Source organism: Anaerobacillus sp. ABD4_527, from assembly GCF_056160805.1.
This window is the reverse complement of sequence record NZ_JBSWXZ010000001.1, coordinates 2,261,186-2,282,316: the sequence shown is the minus strand read 5'-3', so window position 1 is coordinate 2,282,316 and position 21,131 is coordinate 2,261,186. Positions and strand designations below refer to the sequence as shown.

20 protein-coding genes are annotated in these 21,131 nt (G+C 42.2%); 13 read left to right on the top strand and 7 right to left on the bottom strand.

Annotation, left to right across the window (positions count from 1 at the left end; translation table 11 throughout):
* The first annotated feature begins 66 nt into the window (after window positions 1-66).
* Window positions 67-1,350, top strand: a complete 1,284-nt coding sequence (locus ACXAHI_RS11690; protein WP_474847880.1) for an HD domain-containing protein — start codon at window positions 67-69, stop codon at window positions 1,348-1,350.
* 101 nt (window positions 1,351-1,451) lie between these two features.
* Window positions 1,452-1,955, top strand: a complete 504-nt coding sequence (locus ACXAHI_RS11685; protein ID WP_474847878.1) for a YwgA family protein — start codon at window positions 1,452-1,454, stop codon at window positions 1,953-1,955.
* A 52-nt stretch (window positions 1,956-2,007) separates the two neighbouring features.
* Here ACXAHI_RS11685 and ACXAHI_RS11680 read toward each other — a convergent pair whose 3' ends face one another.
* Window positions 2,008-2,439, bottom strand: coding sequence for a hypothetical protein (locus tag ACXAHI_RS11680; protein ID WP_474847877.1), 432 nt, complete (start codon window positions 2,437-2,439; stop codon window positions 2,008-2,010).
* A 170-nt stretch (window positions 2,440-2,609) separates the two neighbouring features.
* Between ACXAHI_RS11680 and ACXAHI_RS11675 the strand changes: the two genes are divergently transcribed.
* A complete protein-coding gene (locus ACXAHI_RS11675; RefSeq protein ID WP_474847875.1) occupies window positions 2,610-3,641 on the top strand; it encodes an oxidoreductase in 1,032 nt (343 codons plus the stop codon).
* Between the two features lie 31 nt (window positions 3,642-3,672).
* Here the strand turns inward: ACXAHI_RS11675 and ACXAHI_RS11670 are convergent, their stop codons facing one another.
* Both ACXAHI_RS11670 and ACXAHI_RS11665 read right to left on the bottom strand, forming a co-directional pair.
* Entirely contained in the window at window positions 3,673-4,884 is a 1,212-nt protein-coding gene (locus ACXAHI_RS11670) for an EAL and HDOD domain-containing protein (protein ID WP_474847873.1), read from the bottom strand.
* 120 nt (window positions 4,885-5,004) lie between these two features.
* The gene (locus tag ACXAHI_RS11665; protein ID WP_474847871.1) at window positions 5,005-6,321 is read right to left on the bottom strand and encodes an NCS2 family permease; all 1,317 of its coding nucleotides are present in this window, start codon (window positions 6,319-6,321) and stop codon (window positions 5,005-5,007) included.
* Between the two features lie 187 nt (window positions 6,322-6,508).
* Here ACXAHI_RS11665 and ACXAHI_RS11660 point away from each other — a divergent pair, with 187 nt between their 5' ends.
* Entirely contained in the window at window positions 6,509-7,036 is a 528-nt protein-coding gene (locus ACXAHI_RS11660) for a YwhD family protein (protein WP_474847869.1), read from the top strand.
* A gap of 174 nt (window positions 7,037-7,210) precedes the next feature.
* Window positions 7,211-7,465 (top strand): DUF2164 domain-containing protein, encoded by a 255-nt coding sequence (locus ACXAHI_RS11655; protein ID WP_474809962.1) that lies wholly within the window; start codon window positions 7,211-7,213, stop codon window positions 7,463-7,465.
* A 266-nt stretch (window positions 7,466-7,731) separates the two neighbouring features.
* On the opposite strand, the gene ACXAHI_RS11650 is transcribed toward ACXAHI_RS11655, so the two are convergent.
* Window positions 7,732-9,792 (bottom strand): transglycosylase domain-containing protein, encoded by a 2,061-nt coding sequence (locus ACXAHI_RS11650; RefSeq protein ID WP_474847867.1) that lies wholly within the window; start codon window positions 9,790-9,792, stop codon window positions 7,732-7,734.
* A 143-nt stretch (window positions 9,793-9,935) separates the two neighbouring features.
* Here ACXAHI_RS11650 and bacA point away from each other — a divergent pair, with 143 nt between their 5' ends.
* The 5 genes from bacA to argS all read left to right on the top strand — a co-directional run bounded on the left by bacA (window position 9,936) and on the right by argS (window position 14,800).
* A complete protein-coding gene (gene bacA / locus ACXAHI_RS11645; RefSeq protein WP_474847865.1) occupies window positions 9,936-10,718 on the top strand; it encodes an undecaprenyl-diphosphate phosphatase in 783 nt (260 codons plus the stop codon).
* A 190-nt stretch (window positions 10,719-10,908) separates the two neighbouring features.
* Window positions 10,909-11,736, top strand: coding sequence for a polyamine aminopropyltransferase (gene speE / locus ACXAHI_RS11640; RefSeq protein ID WP_474847863.1), 828 nt, complete (start codon window positions 10,909-10,911; stop codon window positions 11,734-11,736).
* A gap of 11 nt (window positions 11,737-11,747) precedes the next feature.
* On the top strand, window positions 11,748-12,626 hold the full coding sequence (gene speB / locus ACXAHI_RS11635; protein ID WP_474847861.1) for an agmatinase: 879 nt from the start codon (window positions 11,748-11,750) through the stop codon (window positions 12,624-12,626).
* Between the two features lie 87 nt (window positions 12,627-12,713).
* The gene (locus ACXAHI_RS11630; protein ID WP_270180418.1) at window positions 12,714-13,142 is read left to right on the top strand and encodes a YwiB family protein; all 429 of its coding nucleotides are present in this window, start codon (window positions 12,714-12,716) and stop codon (window positions 13,140-13,142) included.
* Window positions 13,139-14,800, top strand: a complete 1,662-nt coding sequence (gene argS, locus ACXAHI_RS11625; protein ID WP_474847859.1) for an arginine--tRNA ligase — start codon at window positions 13,139-13,141, stop codon at window positions 14,798-14,800. The genes ACXAHI_RS11630 and argS overlap by 4 nt, the downstream gene beginning before the upstream one ends.
* 40 nt (window positions 14,801-14,840) lie before the next feature.
* Here argS and ACXAHI_RS11620 read toward each other — a convergent pair whose 3' ends face one another.
* On the bottom strand, window positions 14,841-15,311 hold the full coding sequence (locus ACXAHI_RS11620; protein WP_474847857.1) for a nucleoside deaminase: 471 nt from the start codon (window positions 15,309-15,311) through the stop codon (window positions 14,841-14,843).
* 248 nt (window positions 15,312-15,559) lie between these two features.
* Here ACXAHI_RS11620 and ACXAHI_RS11615 point away from each other — a divergent pair, with 248 nt between their 5' ends.
* The gene (locus ACXAHI_RS11615; RefSeq protein ID WP_224884278.1) at window positions 15,560-15,730 is read left to right on the top strand and encodes a XapX domain-containing protein; all 171 of its coding nucleotides are present in this window, start codon (window positions 15,560-15,562) and stop codon (window positions 15,728-15,730) included.
* A 79-nt stretch (window positions 15,731-15,809) separates the two neighbouring features.
* The gene (locus tag ACXAHI_RS11610; protein ID WP_474847854.1) at window positions 15,810-16,592 is read left to right on the top strand and encodes an alpha/beta fold hydrolase; all 783 of its coding nucleotides are present in this window, start codon (window positions 15,810-15,812) and stop codon (window positions 16,590-16,592) included.
* On the opposite strand, the gene uvsE is transcribed toward ACXAHI_RS11610, so the two are convergent.
* Together uvsE and cls are read right to left on the bottom strand one after the other, a co-directional pair.
* A complete protein-coding gene (gene uvsE / locus ACXAHI_RS11605; protein WP_270180414.1) occupies window positions 16,555-17,511 on the bottom strand; it encodes a UV DNA damage repair endonuclease UvsE in 957 nt (318 codons plus the stop codon). The genes ACXAHI_RS11610 and uvsE overlap by 38 nt on opposite strands.
* 64 nt (window positions 17,512-17,575) lie before the next feature.
* Entirely contained in the window at window positions 17,576-18,757 is a 1,182-nt protein-coding gene (gene cls / locus ACXAHI_RS11600) for a cardiolipin synthase (RefSeq protein ID WP_474847852.1), read from the bottom strand.
* Between the two features lie 248 nt (window positions 18,758-19,005).
* Between cls and ACXAHI_RS11595 the strand changes: the two genes are divergently transcribed.
* Window positions 19,006-21,111 (top strand): (Fe-S)-binding protein, encoded by a 2,106-nt coding sequence (locus ACXAHI_RS11595; RefSeq protein ID WP_474848150.1) that lies wholly within the window; start codon window positions 19,006-19,008, stop codon window positions 21,109-21,111.
* Window positions 21,112-21,131: the final 20 nt, after the last annotated feature.

Genomic DNA, 21,131 nt, shown 5'->3' with positions numbered 1-21,131 from the left:
AGGTTTCTTTTTGGTATAATTTGAGATATAATAAGGGGATGAATTTGACGGAAGGAGTCCAACGCTGTGCTCGAACGATTAAACGAAGAAAAAGTTTTTAAAGATCCAGTTCATCGCTACATACATGTTCGCTACCGTTTAATCTGGGAGCTGATTGGAACGAAGGAGTTTCAACGTCTTCGCAGAGTTAGACAGTTAGGGACGACCTATTTAACGTTTCACGGAGCTGAACATAGTCGCTTCAGTCATTCACTCGGTGTTTATGAAATCGTCAGGAGGATTAACGAGATCTTCTCTCAATATGACGGTTGGAACGAAGAAAATCGATTGTTAAGTATGTGTGCTGCGCTTCTTCACGATGTTGGACATGGTCCGTTTTCTCATTCGTTCGAAAAGGTATTTGGACTCGATCACGAAGACTTTACCCGCATGGTCATATTGGGTGATACGGAAATCAATCGCATCCTTCGTAAAGTGAGCGATCGTTTTCCTGAAGAAGTTGCAGATGTGATTGCAAAAACGCATGACAACAAGCTAGTTGTTTCCCTTATTTCAAGCCAAATCGATGCGGATCGAATGGATTACTTATTGCGTGATGCTTACTTCACAGGCGTTAGCTATGGTCAGTTTGATATCGAACGCATCTTGCGCGTCATGAGACCTGGTGATGATCAAATCGTCATCAAACAAAGTGGGATGCATGCGGTAGAGGACTACATCATGAGTCGTTATCAGATGTATTGGCAAATTTATTTTCACCCCGTGACAAGAAGTGCGGAAGTTATTTTAAGCAAGATCTTACATCGTGCAAAGAAACTTTATCTCGAAGGCTACTCCTTTAAGTACGAACCGATCCATTTCTACTCACTGTTTAATGAGAATATCAGTCTTGAAGATTTTCTTAAGCTTGATGAATCTGTTGCGATGTTTTATTTCCAAATGTGGCAAGAGGAAGAAGACGAGATTCTTAGCGATCTTTGCGAGCGATTTATGAATCGAAGGCTATTCAAGTATGTTGAATTCAATCCGATGGAGAAGATGAACGATTGGAGAGAGCTATACGATTCATTTAAAGAAGCTGGTATCGATCCAGACTATTACCTTGAAGTAGACTCTTCCTCAGATCTTCCATATGATTTTTACCGACCTGGAGAAGAAGAAGAGAGGCTTCCGATCCATCTCCTTAAACCAGGGGGCGATCTTCGGGAACTTTCTCGAGAATCTGAAGTTGTCGAAGCGATTTCAGGCAAGAAGCGTACAGATCACAAGCTCTATTACCCCGCAGATTTAATCCTGAAAGGGGATACGAACGCAACTCGTCGCATAAAGTCATTGCTTCAATTAGATTAACCTGTTCAAAAAGAAACCTGCATGGTCTGCAGGTCTAACCAAATCAGATAAAGAAAGCTTTTTGGACAACCTGTAAAAAGAAAATTGGGGAGGGGTACAGGTTGCTAGAAGATCATGCGAAAGTCATCACTGTATTAAAAGAAGCGGGAGTAGTCATCGGACGGAAAAAGCTTCAGAAAATCGTCTACATTTGTAAAAAACTACAGTTCCCATTTAACGAGAAGTATCAGTTTCACTTTTATGGACCTTATTCCGAAGAATTGACGCTCAGAGTGGAAGAGCTATGCAACCTTGGACTCGTCAGAGAAGTGAAGGAAAGCAAAGGCAACTATTATCAATACAAGTATTCCGTAACGGATCAAGGAACTGAATTCCTGGGCCATTATAACCATGACTTTCCATCTTTAAATGAATGTATTTGTAGAATGAATGGAGAAAGCTCACGTTTTCTAGAGCTTGTTTCGACAGTGTTGTTTTTCGATAAACTTACGAAAGAAGAAGTGATCGATAAGATTCAGACGATCAAACGAAAGCAAAACTACTCGAGTGATGAGATCGAAGAGGCATATACGTTTATCTCTAGTCTTAATCGCTTGCTTCAATAGAATAAGAGTTCAATAGAAAAAGGTGCACGAAGTTGATTCGGCACCTTTTTGTCTAACCTTTTATTGGAATTCTTTTTGAAAGACTCGTTTGTAGCTTACTGAAGTTAATTTTCGTTAGAAAAAAGCCGTTCAGAATCATTAGCCCTATCATAAGGAGAGAAAAGATCAGTGTGCTTAGGTAGGGAAGGATGAGCTGCTGTAATCCAGGAATCGATTCTGCTAATAGAAAGACGATCGAGAAGGATGATAGCACATGAAAGGTGATGCCGGCAGAAAGACTTAATGATTCTCTTCGTTCGATGAGAGAAGGCATCCAAGCAATACCTAGAATTGAAAAAATGATAAGAACAAGAATAAGGGCGATGCTGCCACTCATCACGCTATGCTGAAAGTTACCGGCTTCTAACAGCAGTACATACATCAGAGTGGCTAGAATACCGATTCCTATCCCGATTGATACTGGCGAAACTAAACGTTCTTTCATCATCGATCTCCACCTTTTATTACAATTATTTCGAAACTATTACAATAAATACCCTATTGAAGACTAGTATAATCCCTCCATTGCAGAAGATATTGGAGAATTATGTCGAGCTTAGGTAGATTACGAAAAAAGGTTCAAAAGACTCATATTGAAGTAAAGGAGTGTTCTTCATGGAACAAATAAAATGTGCGATCGTAGGATTCGGGTTTTCAGGGGCAACGTTTCACGCTCCGGTGATGAAAGCTGTAAAAGACATACAGATCACAAAGGTAGTTTCTTCAAACCCTGAGAAGGTAATGCATACCTTGCCTGATGCGAAGGTTGTACCTGCTATTGAAGACGTTCTTGATGATAACGAAATCGAACTTGTGATCATTACGACACCAAATGAATTTCATTATCCTATGGCGATGAAAGCACTGAACGCAGGTAAGCATGTTGTTCTTGAAAAGCCTTTTGCAGTAAGTGTTTCAGAATGCGAAGAACTCCTTCACACTGCTGAATCGAATGGATGTCTACTAAGCGTTTATCATAATAGACGTTATGATAACGATTTTCTTACGATACAGAAGCTGTTGAAAAACGATGCTTTAGGTGAGGTAGTTACGTATGAGGCTCACTATGATCGTTTTCGAAGCGAAGTGCGCGAGCGTTGGAGAGAACAAGATAAGAAGGGTTCGGGTATCCTCTTTGACTTAGGTTCTCACCTGATCGATCAAGCTCTTACGTTATTTGGAGAACCTGACAGTGTGATGGCAGACGTCGTCGCGCAGCGTGAAGGCGCAAAGACCGATGACTATTTTCATCTTGTATTGAAGTATGGGAAGAAGAGAGTGATTCTGCATGGAGGCTCACTCGTTCACAAGCACGGACCACGCTATCAAATTCACGGTATGGAAGGTTCGTACGTGAAGTGGGGCATCGATCCGCAGGAAGATGCGCTGAAAAAAGGTCGCATTCCAGGCGAGTCTGGATGGGGTGAAGACTCTGAACAGAGTTATGGCACGATTACTACAGGAGATAATGAGGAAGAAGTTCCTACTGTTCCAGGAGCTTATCACCATTACTATGAAAATATCGTGCGATCAATCAAAGAGAAAGCCCCAGCACCCGTTACGGCTCATGAAGCGCTGAACGTCATCAAATGTATCGAGCTGGCGCTAGAGAGTAGTGAAAACAATCGAACGGTTGAATGGAAGTAGACGAGATGGCTCAAGGAGCCATCTCTTTTTTCTAAGCTTTCACTGCTACTTGAATGATAGAGTCGGACCATTTAAGAGCGTTGATGTAAGAACTTTGAAGGTCTTCACTCGGTAGATTGAACTCATTTAGGAAAGAGGCTACCGTTTGCCAGTCGTTCCGTTCTAGAGCTTTAATCATAGTTAAAATGTGATGATAAACCGTCTCTCGATCGTTCGTTAAGGTTTCTTTTAATGTGTCATCGATCGGTAAATCATTCAGAACTTCTTCCATCGGACGCTGCAAGATCGTATCGAGCAACGAAAACATTCCGACGAGAGAGGCCTGGTGCGGGTTCACGTTTACTTTCTTTGCTACTAACTCTGATAGTTTTGCACGCGTAAGAGATAGGTGCAGAATTTCAGTAGATTGATTAGAATCCTTTGTAAACATGAGGATCAGAATCCATTTTTTCACTTCGGCTAGCCCCAATAGAACGATTGCTTGTCTAACGTTGCTGATTTTTACCTGAAGGCCGAGGGAATTGATTAAGCGTAACAGCTTATAAGAAAGTGCGACGTCCTTTTCAGCAAGACTAGCGACTGCCTGGATATCTGGCATAGGCTTGTTGATTTCATCCAGCATCTGAATATAAAGCTGGGGCATTGGTTTCAAATCTTTTGTAGAAAGAATAGAAGGCTTGCTAAAGAAATACCCTTGAAATAGTTTGAATCCAAGCGCTTTGGCTTCTTCAAATTCTTCTATTGTCTCCACTTTTTCCGCTAGAAACTGAATCGGAAGGTGACGAAAACGATTCATGATCTCAATCCGTTTTTCTTTTGATGTTCCAAGGAAATCAACTTTAATGATATCGATCACGTGTAGGATGCTTTCGTAATTTCCGAAATCAGTGAAGTCATCGATTGCGATGGTGTATCCTTTCGCTTTAAAGGTTTCACACTTATCAATCACATCTCCCGTTATATCAATGTCCTCAAGCAGCTCGATAATGATTGAGTCAGGAGAGAAGAGGAGTGGTGTTTCATCAAGAATTAACTCTTTCGTGAAGTTGATGAAGCATTTTTTATGATCTGATAATTTATCTAATCCAAACGTCAAATAGGAATTGGAGATGACTTCAGCTGTTGCTTGATTACCGTCTAAGCCATCAAACGAATTAAGGTTTCCAGTCCTGTGCAGCAATTCGTAACCAAACAGCTGCTTATCGACTGTTAAGATCGGCTGACGCCCGATAAATACGTCCACGTTATACCTCCAACAGGAAATTTATTACTATTCTCTTAAATAATTATTATAGTGGAATTTCAAGGGAATTGGAACGCTAAATAAATGAAAAAATGACCTGCTGAAGAGCAGGTCACGTGATTAAGCATGCGGTAGAAATGCGAGTTGATAGAAGAAGAGAACGGCAAACAGATAGAGAAGCGGATGTACCTCGCGTCCTTTTCCTTTTACTAATTTAAGAACTGGATACGTGATGAAACCAAGTGCAATTCCTGTCGCGATGCTTGATGTCAATGGCATCGTCAAGATGATCAAGAAAGCAGGAAATGCTTCATCGAACTCATGCCACTCAATCTTTCCAACTGCACTGATCATTAAGCTTCCGACGATGATCAGCGTTGGAGCAGTAATCGCAGCAAGTCCTGAAACAGCACCTACTAGTGGACCGAAGAAAGCAGCGGCGATGAATAAGGTTGCAACCACAACAGACGTTAAGCCGGTACGACCACCAGATGCTACGCCTGAAGATGATTCGATATAAGCACTAGTCGGGCTCGTTCCGAAAACAGCACCAACGGTTGTACCAATTGAATCTGCGAGAAGCGCTTGACGAGCGCGCGGCATTTTCTTCCCTTTCATCAAACCAGCTTGTTCTGCAACGCCTACCATGGTTCCAGTAGTATCGAAAAGCGTAACGAGTAAGAAAGAGAAGACAACAGCATATAGTCCGTACTCGATCATATCTTTAAATGCTTGTAGGGGACTTCCGAAAATAAATAGATCTGGAGACGAAGGTGATCCAACAATTCCTTCTTTAAATTCAAGCTGTCCTGTAGAAATAGCGATGATCGCAGTAACGATCATTCCAAAGAATAACGCACCGTGAACATTGCGGGCCATCAAAATAAGCGTGATGATTAACCCACCGAGTGCGAGTAATACTTCTGAAGAATGGAGGTCACCGAGCGTAACGAGGTTCTCTTTGTCAGCAACGATGATCCCGGTCATACGTAATCCGATGAACGCGATGAACAAACCGATACCTGCAGTAATACCAAGCTTTAGGTTCGTAGGAATCGCTTCGATCAACTTTTCACGAAACGGAGTTAGTGAAAGAATAATGAATAGGATACCTGCAATAAAAACAGCTCCAAATGCTACTTGATACGACACGCCAGGCTGGCTTCCTACTACGGAGAAGGCGAAGTAAGCATTCAAGCCCATACCTGGAGCGATAGCGATCGGATAGTTCGCGAATAGACCCATCCAAAGTGTACCGACAACAGCTGAGATGATGGTTGCCATGAACACCGTATCGAATGGCACACCAGCTGATGAAAGGATAATAGGATTTACAATAACGATATACACCATAGTTAAGAATGTGGTGATACCTGCTAATAATTCAGTTTTAACGCTTGTTCCATTTTCTTTTAGTTTGAAAAAGGAGTTTAGCATGGAATACCTCCTGTAAATACGAACGATTTTTAAACACAATCTCTATATTATTCGTAAAAATATATTTTAGCAAGGGAAAATTATTAAATTCCTCTTTTATATCGGCACGATTGCTACAGGATGAATACTGTAGTGTGTATATGATAAAATGTTAGCGGAGAATAATGAACAAAGGAGGTCGTTCAACGTGGCAAAAGATGAAGAAAAGAAGCCTAAGAAAAAGCCTTCAACAGGCTTTAATATTTTGAGTGGTGACTCGACAGACGGTCATGGAGGATATGGGGTCGGCACCATTAATTTAGACAACGTGTCCCCTGTTATCGTCGATCCTACGACGGACGAGGTTTATGTAGATATAGGTGCACTGCACGCGAGAAGTGCACTTGAAAAGCGTAAAAAGCTTGTTAAAACGAAAGAAGAAGTTCCTGATGGCCATACGGCATGGATCGTATGGGTAACGCTTCAAAGAGGCGAGGAAGGTCCATATTATTATGGAATCGGAGCATGTGAGTTCTTCTTGAACGCAGAGGCGAAGCGAGCATGGAAGAGTATGCCTGAACACGTGAACAACATGGATAAGTCGATGAAAGGGAAGGTCATCGTCGACAATATGGATGCTAAATCTAGAGAAATGCTTCGTAACTACTTGATCGACTTCGATAAAGATGTTTATGACCGCTCTAGTGATGAGTTGAAAGAGGCACTTGAGAAGTAAGTTATGACCTTTTTTTGAAAAAGTTATGAAATCGCTTGAGCTTTCGATGAAGTAGGATTAAAATTATGATACACAACGCATATAGCTAGGACACAAAAGGGCCCGGAGAAATGTCTCCGGGTCCTTTTGTTTTAAAATGTTATACTTTTCTTAAACGTGAGAGGAGTGGTCGACATGTGGAAACAGTTTCCCCGTGAGAAAAAACAAGACTTGATCGAGCGAATTCAAACATACTTTTATAATGAGCGTGATGAAGAGATCGGTGAGCTTGCTGCAGAGAACTTTCTTCATTTTGTTATGTCTGAGTTGGGTCCATCTTTTTATAACGCAGGCGTAAAGGATGCGATTACGATGACAGAACAGAAGTGGATGAGCATCGAACAAGATTTGGATTCACTGATTAAGCCTGATCCAGAAGTGAAGAGATAAAGAAAATCCTGAAAAATCATATTACTGTGCTCCCGTGGCCGTAGAAGTATGACTACCGCTTGCTTTCCTGCGGACGAGCGCCCGAGCCTCCTCCCGGACAAAAGCGGTCCGGGCCGGGGTCTCTGTCGCCCGTTCTTCCGCGGGTGTCAAGCGGTAGTCACTCCTACTAGGTTGCAATGAACCAAATCGGATTGGCCTTTCTATTCAATTCAACTATATAAGACAAACTTCAAGCTGCCGAGAAGTTCTCGACAGCTTTATATTCGTTACCTTATCCAGTTAAAGAAGCGGTCTAAGAATCCTTTCTTGTTTTCTTGAATGTCTTGCTGGTGAGATGGGCCGACGTGAACGTCACAAACCTCATGTGGCTCGCTTCCTTCTATAAAGTATGTGAGTCGTTTGTTCGGGCAGTTCTCATCTGCGATCTTCCCTGTTTGCGGGTCGATGTCGATTCCTACGACACCTTCAGGAGCTTTAAACTCTTTTGCTTCTTCCCCTTCGAGTGCACCTTCAACAAATTGAGCCCAAATTTTCTTCGCATAGAACCCATCGTTTCGATAATTTAGTTTCTTACCTTCATCGTATCCGATCCATACGGATGTAGCGAGTTGTGGTGTGAAGCCGACCATCCAACTATCTGTCGACGTCGAACCGGTCTTTGCAGCGGCAGGTCTCGATAGCAAATGATCGACACCAGATCCCGTTACTTTTGTATAATCATTCAGGGATTCATCGAAAACCCCTGTCATCATGCTCGTTGTGACGAATGCAGCTTCTGGCTTTAATCGAAGTTCTTTCTTCGACTTGTGCTCATAGATCACCTTGCCATCACGGTCTGTTACTTTTTCAATGTAATGAGGTTCAACACTGAATCCTCCGTTTGCAAGCATACTGTAGGCTTCCGTCATCTCTAAGATTCCTACAGGTTTTGTGCCGAGTGCAAGGGATGGAATCGCTGATAACTTACTATCGATCCCGAATGTTTTTGCTGTTTCAACGAGAGTCTTTTCTTCTAGAAACATATGTGTTTTGACAGCGACGATGTTATCAGATAGGGCGAGTGCTTGCGCAATCGTAATTTCATCGTTCGCATAGGCATCCCCATAGTTGTGAGGAGAATAGGTTTTTTTATCACCGTCGTAATAAAAGTTCGTAGGCTCACTTCGTACGAGCGTTGATGGTGTGAATCCGTTGTTCATCGCAGCATAATAGAGAAAAGGTTTGAAAGTCGATCCAGGGGTGCGTTTTGCCATCGTAGCTCGGTTGAATTTACTTTCTTTGTAATCTCGTCCACCAACCATCGCCTTAATCGCTCCGGACTTTGGATCCATGGCAACGAGGGCGGCTTGGATGTCGCTTTTCTCCTCGATGGAATTCGCCACAAGATCTTCAGCCTTTACTTGCATCTCAGAATCTAATGTCGTATAGACATGAAGTCCGCCTTCTTCAATAATACGCTCATCTAATGAAAGCTTATTTCGTAATTCTTTCTTCACTTCTGCTGTAAAATAAGGAGCCGTTTCGGACTCTATTTTTTCTTCGTTAAACGCCTGTAGTGCCATCGTTTCGTTTTCAGCCTCGATCGCTTCAGCCTTTGAGAGTTTATTCGTTGCGACCATCGCGTTCAATACGGTCGCCTGTCTTTCTTTTGATCGATCGGCATCTGCGTATGGGGAGTAGTAGCTTGGTCCTTTTGGAATGCCAGCGAGCATGGCTGACTCAGAAACCGATAGTTCATCCGCACCTTTTCCGAAATAAGACCTCGCTGCTGCTTCGATACCATACGCGCCGTGTCCATAGTAGATCGTGTTAAGGTACCCTTCGAGAATTTCTTCTTTCGAATAGTGAACTTCGAGTCGATAGGCATAGAAGGCTTCGAGTACTTTTCGCTTCCACGTTTTATCATGTTCTAAGAATAAGTTTCTCGCGTATTGCTGTGTGATCGTACTTGCTCCCTGCACTTTCGCCATCGCTTTTAAATCAGCTAGAACCGCTCCTCCGATCCGTTTAAAATCAAAGCCGAAATGATCATAGAAACTCCGGTCTTCGATTGAGAGTGTTGCATCTACTAAAGCTGGCGAAATCTCGTCCAGCTGAACCCAGTAGCGATTTTGACCGCTCTGGTTGCTTTCTCCTATAACGTGTTCTTCCGTATCATAATAAATCGTTGTTTGTGGCACCTGAAGTGGTGGAGCACCAACGAAAACGGCAAGCAAATAGATCGATCCAATGGAAAGACCGATAAAAAGTAAGCCGATAACCATCAAACGTAAAGATAGTTTCCCCCAGCGTTTCCAATAGGTAAAACGTTCACTCATTGGTTTCATGTGGTTCACCCCCACATTTCTTGTTTAAATCTAGTATGTGACAATCAAGAAACTCTTAAACACGGCAATCTATAAAAATAATTGTCCAACTTTTGAATAGGATAAAACGAATGAGTTCATTTTGTACAAAGGGAGAGAGTGCAGTGGAATTATTGATTGCGATCATTCTTGGAATAGTGGAAGGTTTGACGGAATTCTTACCAGTTTCGTCTACAGGTCATTTAATTCTGACAGGGTACTGGTTGAACTTTGTAGATGAACGAGCGAAAACGTTTGAAATCGTCATCCAGCTAGGCGCGATTCTTGCGGTAGTTGTGGTGTATCGAAAAAGATTTATAGATTTATTTTCCCTCGAAGATAATAAGGGGGGACTTTCTCTCATGCACATTATTCTAGGGATGATACCTGCAATCGTAGCAGGATTCTTACTTCACGGAGTCATTAAAACGTATCTCTTTTCACCTTCAACTGTCGTCATTGGACTCGTGTTAGGTGGCGTTCTTATGATTCTAGCTGACCTGAAGAGGACAGCTGCAGTTACGAATGACCTCGATGAACTGACATTGAAACAGGCTTTCTCGATCGGCGTCTTTCAATGTCTCGCACTTTGGCCTGGGTTCTCACGATCAGGAGCAACGATCTCTGGTGGTGTGTTGCTAGGAACAACACATAAGACGGCTGCAGAATTCTCATTTATTTTAGCAGTACCGATGATGGTTGCTGCGAGCGGGTACGATTTACTGAAGAGCTATCAATACTTAACGGTTTCTGACATCCCGGTTTTCGCGGTTGGCTTTTTCGTGTCATTTATCGTAGCGCTTATCGCTATTGTAACATTTATCCGTTTTATCGAGCGGGTACGCCTCATTCCGTTCGCAATCTATCGGTTTATTCTTGCAGGGATCGTATGGATGATTCTTTTCTAAAACGAGATGAAAAATCTTCTTGCTTTTTTATAAAAGTGAACTATACTTTTCTTGTGCTTCACGATTGATGAAGCTGCAAAAACATGAAAGATTTTCGGTTCACATACAGTCATTTGCGTTATACTAAGCCTGTTTTGAGTCATCTGAATCGGGAACTTAGATAAAGAGATAGAATTGAGGAGTGATAGAGATGGAATTATGGTATACAGAGAAGCAAACGGAGCGTTTTGGAATCACGGCAAAGATCAAACAAACGCTGCATACTGAACAAACGGATTTTCAACGTCTCGATGTAATTGAAACAGAAGAGTTTGGAAACATGCTCGTTCTCGATGGAATGGTCATGACGACTCAAAAAGATGAGTTTGTTTACCATGAGATGGTAGCGCATGTGCCTTTGTTCACACATCCGAACCCGAGACATGTCCTCGTCGTAGGTGGGGGAGACGGTGGCGTTATTCGTGAAGTTCTAAAGCACCCTTCCGTAGAAAAAGCGGTATTAGTTGAAATCGATGGGAAAGTAATCGAGTACTCTAAAAAATATTTACCTGAAATTGCTGGCGAACTTGAAAATGAGCGTGTCGAAGTACTAGTAGCTGATGGATTTATGCATATTGCTGAAAGCGAGAACGACTACGATGTGATCATGGTCGATTCTACTGAGCCAGTTGGCCCTGCTGCGAAGCTTTTTGAAAGAGGCTTTTATGAGGGAATCTCAAAAGCACTAAAAGAAGATGGCATCTTTGTTGCTCAAACGGACAACCCTTGGTTCAAAGCAGATCTCATTTCACAAGTGCAGAGCGACGTGAAGGAAATCTTCCCGATCACGCGACTTTATACAGCAAATATCCCTACGTATCCGAGCGGACTGTGGACGTTTACGATAGGCTCCAAAAAAGTTGACCCACTTGAAGTAGAAGAAAGCCGTTTCCATGACATCGACACGAAATACTATACGAAAGATCTTCACAAAGCTTGTTTTGCACTCCCTAAATTTGTGCAGGATCTACTGAAGTAAGGAGAGCAGCTATGAAATTTGATGAAGCATATTCTGGGAATGTGTTTATTTTAAGTAACCCTTCTTTTGATGATAGTGATGTTGTGATCTATGGCATGCCGATGGACTGGACAGTAAGCTTTCGTCCTGGTTCAAGATTTGGCCCCGCTCGCATAAGAGAAGCGTCGTTAGGCCTTGAAGAGTACAGTCCATATATGGACAGGCACCTTGAAGAGATTAAATACTTCGATGCAGGTGATATTCCACTGCCTTTCGGAAATCCAAAGCGAAGCATCGAACTCATCGAAGAGTATATTGATTCTTTACTCGACAAAAGGAAGTTTCCATTAGGAATGGGTGGAGAGCACCTTGTGACATGGCCGATTATAAAAGCCTTCAACAAGAAGTACGACGATCTTGCGGTCATCCATATCGACGCTCATGCTGACCTTCGTGAAGAATATGAAGGGGAGGCACTATCTCACTCGACACCTGTTCGAAAGATCTGTGGTTTGATCGGAGCGGAGAATGTGTACTCGTTTGGAATTCGTTCCGGAATGAGAGAAGAATTCCAATTTGCTAAGGACTCTGGCATGCACATGTCGAAATTCGAAGTGGTCGAGCCATTGAAGAAAGTTCTTCCATCTCTAAAAGGACGCAACGTCTATGTCACGATCGATATCGATGTATTAGACCCAGCATACGCACCAGGTACAGGTACTGCTGAAGCTGGAGGCATCTCATCTAAAGAGCTACTAGAAGCGATCACAATGATCGCAAACGCAGGAGTACGCGTAGTTGGTGCCGATTTAGTGGAAGTTGCACCTGTTTATGACCCATCAGAAAAAACGCCGATCGCAGCAAGTAAATTCATTCGTGAAATGCTGCTTGGTTGGACTCATAAGGAATAAATTTGGACTGAGGCTGTATTCAATTTGAATACAGTCTCTTTTTCTCATATAATAAGAAAGTTAACGATGTGTAAGGACGTGAATGCGATGAGCGATCATCCGATCGATTTAACGATTGAATCTAGAATTCAATCAGGTAAAGAAAAAGAATCTTCTAACCATACCGTTCAAGGTAAACTCGTTGAAAAGGGCGACTCCCTGTATTTACGATATGAAGAAAACCTTGAAATTGGACAGGTTTCCACAACTGTGAAAATAGATAACGAGCAGGTAACGGTGATCCGTAGAGGAGCACTTTCGATGCGCCAGGGATTTGCGCCTGGACAGCTCTCTGAAAGTTTATATAAAACGCCGTTCGGTTCCATGCCGATGCAGATTCGTACAGAACGAATCGAGCAGCTGGTCGATCGAGAAAAAAACAAAGGGCGTTTGACCCTTCGCTATATTCTTTATCTAGAAGAAGATGAAACACAACGACACGAGCTGTCGTTAAGCTGGAAAGGAGCAAGGCAATGAATAGTGTTGAACAAAAGAAAGAACAGTTAAAAGAGCAGATTAAACTTGCCGTCATTCAAGCGGGACTCGCAAGTGAAACTGAGATTCCAGAAGTCATTCTAGAATCCCCTAAAGACAAGGCGCATGGGGACTATGCGACGAATATGGCGATGCAACTCGCGCGTATCGCAAAAAAAGCGCCTAGAGCGATTGCGGAAGACATCAAAGCAAATCTAGATATGGACAAGGCGTCGATCAAGCAAATCGATATCGCTGGCCCAGGCTTTATCAACTTCTTTATGGATACAAGCTACTTGAATGAGCTTATCCCAACGATTCTAGAAAAGGGCAGTGATTACGGAAAATCTGCCAGCAAAAATGAAAAGATCCAGGTAGAGTTTGTTTCGGCTAACCCTACAGGTAGTCTTCATTTAGGCCATGCACGTGGTGCGGCTTACGGTGATACGCTCTGTAATATCCTTGACCGTGCAGGATATGACGTTTCACGAGAATACTACATCAATGATGCAGGTAATCAGATTCATAATCTGGCTCTTTCTCTTGAAGCACGTTACATGCAGGCTCTCGGTAAAGAAAAAGAAATGCCTGAAGATGGCTATCTAGGGCAAGATATCGTACAGTTCGGAAAAGATCTCGCTGAGAAAGAAGGCGACCGTCTTCTAGAGCTCGAAGAAAAAGATCGCTACAACTACTTCCGTGAATACGGACTTGAACGCGAACTTGAAAAATTGAAAAAAGACCTTGCTGAATTTGGCGTTGAGTTCGATGTTTGGTTTTCTGAAACATCACTTTACACGTCCGGTAAGATCGACAAGGTACTTAAGAAGCTCCATGAGCGCGGAGAAACATTTGAAGAAGACGGCGCTACATGGTTCCGTTCGACTGAATATGGGGATGACAAAAACCGTGTCTTAATCAAAGGTGATGGTTCATATACTTACCTAACACCAGATATCTCGTACCACCAAGATAAGCTCGATCGTGGCTTCGATAAGCTGATCAACATCTGGGGGGCAGATCACCACGGCTACATTCCGAGAATGAAAGCGGCCATCGAAGCGCTAGGATATAAAAAAGAGCAGCTCGAAGTGGAAATCATTCAGATGGTCAACCTGTTTAAAGACGGCGAAAAGATGAAGATGAGTAAACGTACCGGTAAAGCCGTGACCCTTCGTGAATTGATGGACGAAGTTGGCATCGATGCGATGCGTTATTTCTTCTCTATGAGAAGCTCAGACTCTCATCTCGATTTCGATATGGACCTTGCCGTATCTAAATCGAATGAAAACCCTGTTTATTATGTTCAATACGCTCATGCACGAGTGTGCAGCATGCTCCGTCAGGGAAGAGAGATGGATCTTAGTGATGATGCAGATCTATCACTCATCACGTCAGAAAAAGAGATCGACCTTCTGAAGAAACTTGGAGAGCTCCCTGAAGCAATCTCTGAAGCAGCTGAAAAACGCATGACACACCGTATCACGAACTATGCGTTCGAACTTGCGGCAGCGCTGCATAGCTTTTACAATGCGGAGCGCGTACTAGATCCCGAGAATCTAGAGCTTAGTGCAGCTCGCTTCAAATTGATGAAGGCAGTTCAACAAACGATTCAAAACACGCTTGAAATCATCGGTGTCACAGCACCTGAAAAAATGTAAGTCAAACAGAAACGTCAGGATCTCTCCTGACGTTTTTGTTTTAATAATCGATTCGCCCAGTGTTACTCCCCCAAACGTCAAAAGGCTGTTTGCTTTCCGCTAAACCGATGTGATGAAAGGGAATGATGCGTTTTTCTGGCGGTTTTTCGATTTCATTATAGATCAGTGCATCATCAAAACCTGACGCTGCAGCTTCGAGTCGAGTCGCAGCAAAATACACCTTATCAGTCCTAGACCAGTAAATGGCTCCAAGACACATCGGACATGGTTCACAGCTGGAATAGATCGTGCATCCAGTAAGTTGATGAGATCCGATGTTCGCGCATGCGTTTCGTATCGCAACAACTTCCGCATGAGCGGTAGGGTCGCTTGTAGATGTCACTTGATTATTTCCTTGACCAACGATCTGGCCATTCTTTACAACGATTGCACCAAAAGGTCCGCCTTGATTGTTCATTACGCTAGTAGTTGCAAGCTTTATCGCTTCTTTTAACCAATCTTCATGTGTCATCTATCTCATCACACTCCTTGTGAAAACCTATTAGACAAAGAAGAGGATATTCCTATCGTTAGTATTTGATGTAAGCGATATCGTTATGTAAATAATTCCATGGCTTCTTGCGTTATGTTTTTGGTAGAATAGTCTAGTTGCAACTTTGAGCGGATTAACACCCGAGTTTTTGGAAGCCACAGTGCTCCAAACATCTTCATATTCCTCTTTAATTACGGGGATACTTTTAAATAAAAGGAGCGATTTTTATGAAAATGGTTTTACTTGCAATTATGACCGGATTTATTGTCGGTTTGGTTTTTGCAATTTTCAAGCTGCCTATTCCTGCTCCTCCAGCATTTGCAGGGATTGCGGGGATTATTGGTATTTATCTTGGCTTTAGGGCTTATGAGTACTTCTCAGGAGCTTTCTTTAATTAACAATTATTTTGTAAGATAACAATGCTTTCGCTCAAACTTGACGAAAGCATTTTATGTATTCAAGATAAGGACTGATGATATGACATTTGTTTATTTGAAAAACATAAGAATATTTTATGAAGACGAAGGTGAAGGTTTGCCATTAATCTTTCTTCACCCTCCTGGAATGGGCCATGCTGTTTTCCATAAACAAAAGGAACTCACACGTTTTTTTCGTGTGTTACTGTTTGATATGAGGGGACATGGAAAGAGCTCATCTGGTAACGATGAGCTTTCAATCTCGCTGCTTGCAGATGATCTGGAGAATTTCATGGATGCTCTTCATATCGATCGTGCTGTTATTATTGGTTATTCAAGTGGAGGCAGTATCGCTCAGGAATTTGCGATTCATCATCAACATCGAGTGGTTGCCCTCGTGTTATGTGGAGGTTTCCCTGAGGTAAATGATCCTTTTCTTAATCTGGAGTTTAAAGCAGGTATATCCCTTGCATATAACCTGAAAGCTCTTTCTTGGATTATAGCGAAAAGCCATGCGAAAACGGAGGGTGAGTTTCGAATACTACGATCTTATTTTCAAATGACAGATCCAGAAATTTTAAAACAGTTTTATGTAAAAGGGCGCTTGTACTCTTGTGTAGAAGAGCTTTCCAATTTACACATTCCGCTATTACATTTAACGGGTGAATTCGCATTTTATTTTCATCATTATCAGACAATGTATGAAAAAGCTGTTCCGTCTGTAAGGACTGTTAGGGTATCAAATACATTTCATGAAATACCAACAAAATCATTTAGAGAATTTAATCATGCAGTACTCGCATTTCTCACTTCCATAAAAGCGTACTCCCATCCAGTCGTTTAACTCCACGAATCGATGAAAGATCTTCTACCAGTTTAAGGGCGGCAAGGTCTTTTTTCTTTGCTTCGATCATAATATCCGCATCCTCACCATGTTCCTTAAGCATTTTTATAAAAGGTACGGCGAACTCTGGATCAACGTAGTCCGCATGGCTTCTGTAGGCACTTTCTGATTTAGGCGACGATAAGTGATACTTCACGGGAACGCCTCGACCTTGCCACGTCTTTTCAACTCGTTCAAAAAAATCATTTGATAGTCCGTTTCCTTCATTGGCCTTATGATGGTGATAATCGAAAATAAATGGTACTCCTGTTTTTTCACAAACTTCTAGTGTTTCTTCGGCGTTATATGTTTTATCGTCGTTCTCAAGCGTAATTCTTTCCTTAATCCGGTCCGATACCGTGTTAAAGTTTTCGTAAAATCTCTCTAGCGTTTCTTCCTTGTCACCGTATGCACCACCGATATGAATGTTTGTGATGGATCGATTATCGAGTCCCATCAGTTCGAGCATTGACGTATGGTAATCAAGGTCGATAATGGCATTTTCAGTTACTTGCTTTCTAGGACTCGTGAAAAGTGTAAACTGATTTGGGTGAAAGCTCACTCGAAGATTATGTTTTTTAACGAGGTCACCAATTTCTTTAAACTTATCTCGAAATGGCGTGTGATAATCCCACTTCGCTTCAGGATGAGTAGCAAGCGGAACGATTGAAGAAGACATTCGATAAACGTTTATTTCATGTGCGATATTATAATGCAGTGCACGTAATGTATTCGTTAAGTTTGCATCTGTAACGGAAAGAAGCTTTTCCATTCGTTCCTCTTCAGAAAGTTTACTATAGCGAGCAAACGTCATCGTTCGAGCGGGGGTTGCTTCATATAGTGCAAGTGCATGTGAGACATAGCCAAACCGCAGTTTCATTAAGAGCATCCTTTCATGTGTGTTACTACATTCATTCCCTCGTACAGTTGAACGAAACCGTCCCTTATAAAAACGGAGAGAGTGCTCGCGCAAACGGTCCGATCAAACGATTTTTCAACGTCCGATCTTTTAGCCTTTTCAAATCCAAAATTTCAGATTGGACGATGTCCCTATCTATGGTTTCTTTTATTTCGGTAATCAGTTTTTTATCATAGAAAATACAGTTTATTTCACCGTTGATCGTCATACTTCTTCGGTCGAAATTAGCCGTTCCAATGTCACAAACTTGTTCATCGATCAATAACACTTTAGCGTGGAAAAAACCATTCATGTACTGGTGGATTTCACAGCCTGCTTCAATAAGTTCTGTTAAATAAGGATACGAAGCTTCCTGAACAAAGGGGTGATCTGCTCGTATCGGAAGAATGATCTTCACTTTCACACCTCGATGAATCGCATTCAGTATCGTTTTCTGCAAGCGATCTCCCGGGATGTAGTATGGTGTTCCGATATAGAAGTTGCTCGTTGCTTTGTCGATGAGAGAGCAAAACATATCTTCAACGTTGTTTCCATCGGTAATGTGAAGCTTCACAGTCGTATCACCGTTAGATAAAGATGGGGGTAATGCGTCATCTAGGTTTGCATCAGGGTTCTCCCGTAACCAATCTTTTGAAAACTGATCTTGAAGTTCATGCACAGCCTCGCCCTTTATACGGAGGTGATAATCACGCCAGTATCCGAACTTTGGATCTTTCCCTGCATACTCATTTCCTATATTGAAGCCACCCATATATCCAATTCTTCCATCGATTACGGTAATCTTACGGTGGTTTCGTTCGTTAAGAGAAGTAAACAGAAGGGGGAAAGCTGCCTTTCTTGAGTATGAGAAGCACACGCCACATTGTTTCATCCGCTTGATTGTGCTTTTTTTAATACTTTTACTACCGATAGAATCAGCTAACACTTTTACGCTGACTCCTGCTGATGCTTTCTCACAAAGTTTGTCGATAAATTCATTTCCGGTTTTATCGTCTCGAATAATAAAAAACATCATATGAATAGTATTTTCTGCTGCATCCAGGTCTTTAAGCAGTGATCTAAAAAAATCGTCACCATCGGCAAAGAATTCTAAATCGGCTGATACCGATTTTAAAGACGACCTATTTTTTCTTCGTTTTTTTGACCCTATCAAAAGATCGATTCCTAACCATACCAATAGTGCAAGTAACACTGATAAAAAGACCATTCAACACACCTCGATTCAACTAAAATCCATAGAAATAGTCTGCCCAAAATAATAAAAACTAAAAAAATCCCTGACTGAATGCTCATTCAGTGAAAAATATGTTATACTTTATTCAGAAAATTACTTTCATTCTGACTTAAAAGCGTTTTCATAAAATGTTCGAACAGTCGGGGAGCACAACTCTTGTTCAACATCCAAGGTAAAGCGTTCTTACAAGAAGGAATGACATGAAAGGAGATTTTGCCAACATGGATGTTTTATTGATCATCAACTGGATTGCTTTCATTGTTGTAACCGCTTACGCATTCTTCTTATTTGGGTACGTTGTTAAAACGCGTTATGAATTTATTAAGCTAGGAAAGAAAGCAGAATTCGATCGCTCCATGAAAGAACGCATCGAAGCGATCGTCGTAAAAGTATTTGGGCAAAAGAAATTGTTAAAGGATAAGAAGAGTGGAACGATCCACGTCATGATGTTCTATGGATTCCTTCTCGTCCAATTCGGCGCGATCGACATGGTCATCAAAGGTCTTTCGCCTGGATCTCATTTACCGCTCGGACCACTGTATCCAGCATTCACATTCTTCCAGGAACTTGTGACTGTCATGATCCTCGTAGCCGTCATCTGGGCGTTTTACAGACGATACATCGAAGCGATCGCTCGATTGAAAAAAGGATTTAAAGCAGGACTCGTACTACTTTTCATCGGATTGTTGATGGTTTCTGTTCTTTTTGGGAACGGGATGGAAATCATTTGGCATGAAATCGGCTATTCGTGGAGCGCACCTATCGCATCTGCGATCGCATTTCTTTTCTCTTGGATCAACGAGACTGCGGCTATCGCACTATTCTTTTTCTCATGGTGGATTCATCTTCTCGTACTGTTAACGTTTCTTGTGTATGTACCTCAGTCCAAGCATGCTCACTTAATCGCTGGACCTGTAAACGTATTTCTTGGTCGTACACATAAGGTTGGACAGCTTGCTTCGATCGATTTTGAGGATGAAAGCAAAGAAACATACGGTGTTAACACAATTGAAGATTTTAACCAAAAGCAGCTCGTCGATCTCTATGCGTGTGTAGAGTGTGGTCGTTGTACAAACATGTGCCCGGCGACAGCAACTGGGAAAATCCTTTCCCCGATGGAGCTGATCGTAAAGCTACGTAACCATCTAACAGAAAAAGGTGCAGCGGTAACGTCAAGAACACCTTGGATGCCAGCATATGCTTTCTCAGATACATCTGGCAATCAACTCGCTTATCAAGCGCGCGGCCAGCAGGAAACAGCAGCTGCTGCAGAAGGTCTTGTAAGTGATGAGTTGATTGGAAACGTTATCACTGAAGAAGAAATCTGGGCTTGTACAACGTGTCGTAACTGTGAGGACCAGTGCCCGGTTGAAAACGAACACGTGGATAAGATCATCGACATGCGTCGTCACTTAGTCTTGATGGAAGGTAAGATGGACAGCGACGTTCAACGTGCGATTACAAATATCGAACGTCAGGGTAACCCGTGGGGAATCAGCCGTAAAGAGCGTGAAAACTGGCGCGATATGCGTGATGATATCGTGGTTCCTACTGTAAAAGAGAAAGAAAAAGCAGGGGAAGAGTTTGAGTACCTCTTCTGGGTAGGTTCGATGGGCTCTTACGATAACCGAAGCCAGAAAATCGCAGCTTCATTCGCTAAAATCATGAACGAAGCAGGGATTTCATTCGCAATCCTCGGTAACAAAGAGAAGAATTCGGGAGATACGCCTCGTCGTGTCGGAAATGAATTCTTGTTCCAAGATCTTGCACAGAAAAACATCGAGACGTTCCAGAAGCATAATATATCTAAAATCGTTACGATCGACCCTCATGCTTATAACTCGCTTAAAAATGAATATCCAGAGTTTGGACTTGAAGCAGAGGTTTACCACCATACAGAACTTTTATATGACTGGATTAAAGAAGGAAAACTGAAGCCGAAGCACGAAGTGAATGAACGAATCACCTATCACGATTCTTGTTACTTAGGTAGATACAACGAGGTTTATGATCCTCCGCGTGAAATCTTACGCAGTATTCCAGGGGTTGAAGTCATCGAGATGGATCGCAGCCGTGAGAATGGAATGTGCTGTGGTGCAGGCGGTGGCCTCATGTGGACAGAAGAAGACACTGGTTCACGAATCAACGTAACACGAACTGAACAGGCACTAAGCGTTAAACCGTCTGTCATCGGAAGTGCATGTCCTTATTGCTTAACGATGATGAGTGACGGAACAAAAGCAAAAGAAGTAGAAGAAGATGTATCAACGTTAGATATCGTCGAAATTCTCGAACGTTCGATTGTAAAGCAAGAAATCGTTCAATAGTCAGCACAAAAGGTAGCTTA

What these genes read in the sequence shown, in the direction of transcription:
- ACXAHI_RS11615 (WP_224884278.1), top strand. Translation starts at nt 15,560, where the DNA reads ATGAAAATGGTTTTACTTGCAATTATGACCGGATTTATTGTCGGTTTG.
- ACXAHI_RS11650 (WP_474847867.1), bottom strand. Translation starts at nt 9,792, where the DNA reads ATGAAACCAATGAGTGAACGTTTTACCTATTGGAAACGCTGGGGGAAA.
- ACXAHI_RS11620 (WP_474847857.1), bottom strand. Translation starts at nt 15,311, where the DNA reads ATGACACATGAAGATTGGTTAAAAGAAGCGATAAAGCTTGCAACTACT.
- uvsE (WP_270180414.1), bottom strand. Translation starts at nt 17,511, where the DNA reads ATGAAACTGCGGTTTGGCTATGTCTCACATGCACTTGCACTATATGAA.
- cls (WP_474847852.1), bottom strand. Translation starts at nt 18,757, where the DNA reads ATGGTCTTTTTATCAGTGTTACTTGCACTATTGGTATGGTTAGGAATC.
- ACXAHI_RS11680 (WP_474847877.1), bottom strand. Translation starts at nt 2,439, where the DNA reads ATGAAAGAACGTTTAGTTTCGCCAGTATCAATCGGGATAGGAATCGGT.
- argS (WP_474847859.1), top strand. Translation starts at nt 13,139, where the DNA reads ATGAATAGTGTTGAACAAAAGAAAGAACAGTTAAAAGAGCAGATTAAA.
- speB (WP_474847861.1), top strand. Translation starts at nt 11,748, where the DNA reads ATGAAATTTGATGAAGCATATTCTGGGAATGTGTTTATTTTAAGTAAC.
- speE (WP_474847863.1), top strand. Translation starts at nt 10,909, where the DNA reads ATGGAATTATGGTATACAGAGAAGCAAACGGAGCGTTTTGGAATCACG.
- ACXAHI_RS11595 (WP_474848150.1), top strand. Translation starts at nt 19,006, where the DNA reads ATGGATGTTTTATTGATCATCAACTGGATTGCTTTCATTGTTGTAACC.
- ACXAHI_RS11630 (WP_270180418.1), top strand. Translation starts at nt 12,714, where the DNA reads ATGAGCGATCATCCGATCGATTTAACGATTGAATCTAGAATTCAATCA.
- ACXAHI_RS11655 (WP_474809962.1), top strand. Translation starts at nt 7,211, where the DNA reads ATGTGGAAACAGTTTCCCCGTGAGAAAAAACAAGACTTGATCGAGCGA.
- ACXAHI_RS11610 (WP_474847854.1), top strand. Translation starts at nt 15,810, where the DNA reads ATGACATTTGTTTATTTGAAAAACATAAGAATATTTTATGAAGACGAA.
- ACXAHI_RS11675 (WP_474847875.1), top strand. Translation starts at nt 2,610, where the DNA reads ATGGAACAAATAAAATGTGCGATCGTAGGATTCGGGTTTTCAGGGGCA.
- ACXAHI_RS11665 (WP_474847871.1), bottom strand. Translation starts at nt 6,321, where the DNA reads ATGCTAAACTCCTTTTTCAAACTAAAAGAAAATGGAACAAGCGTTAAA.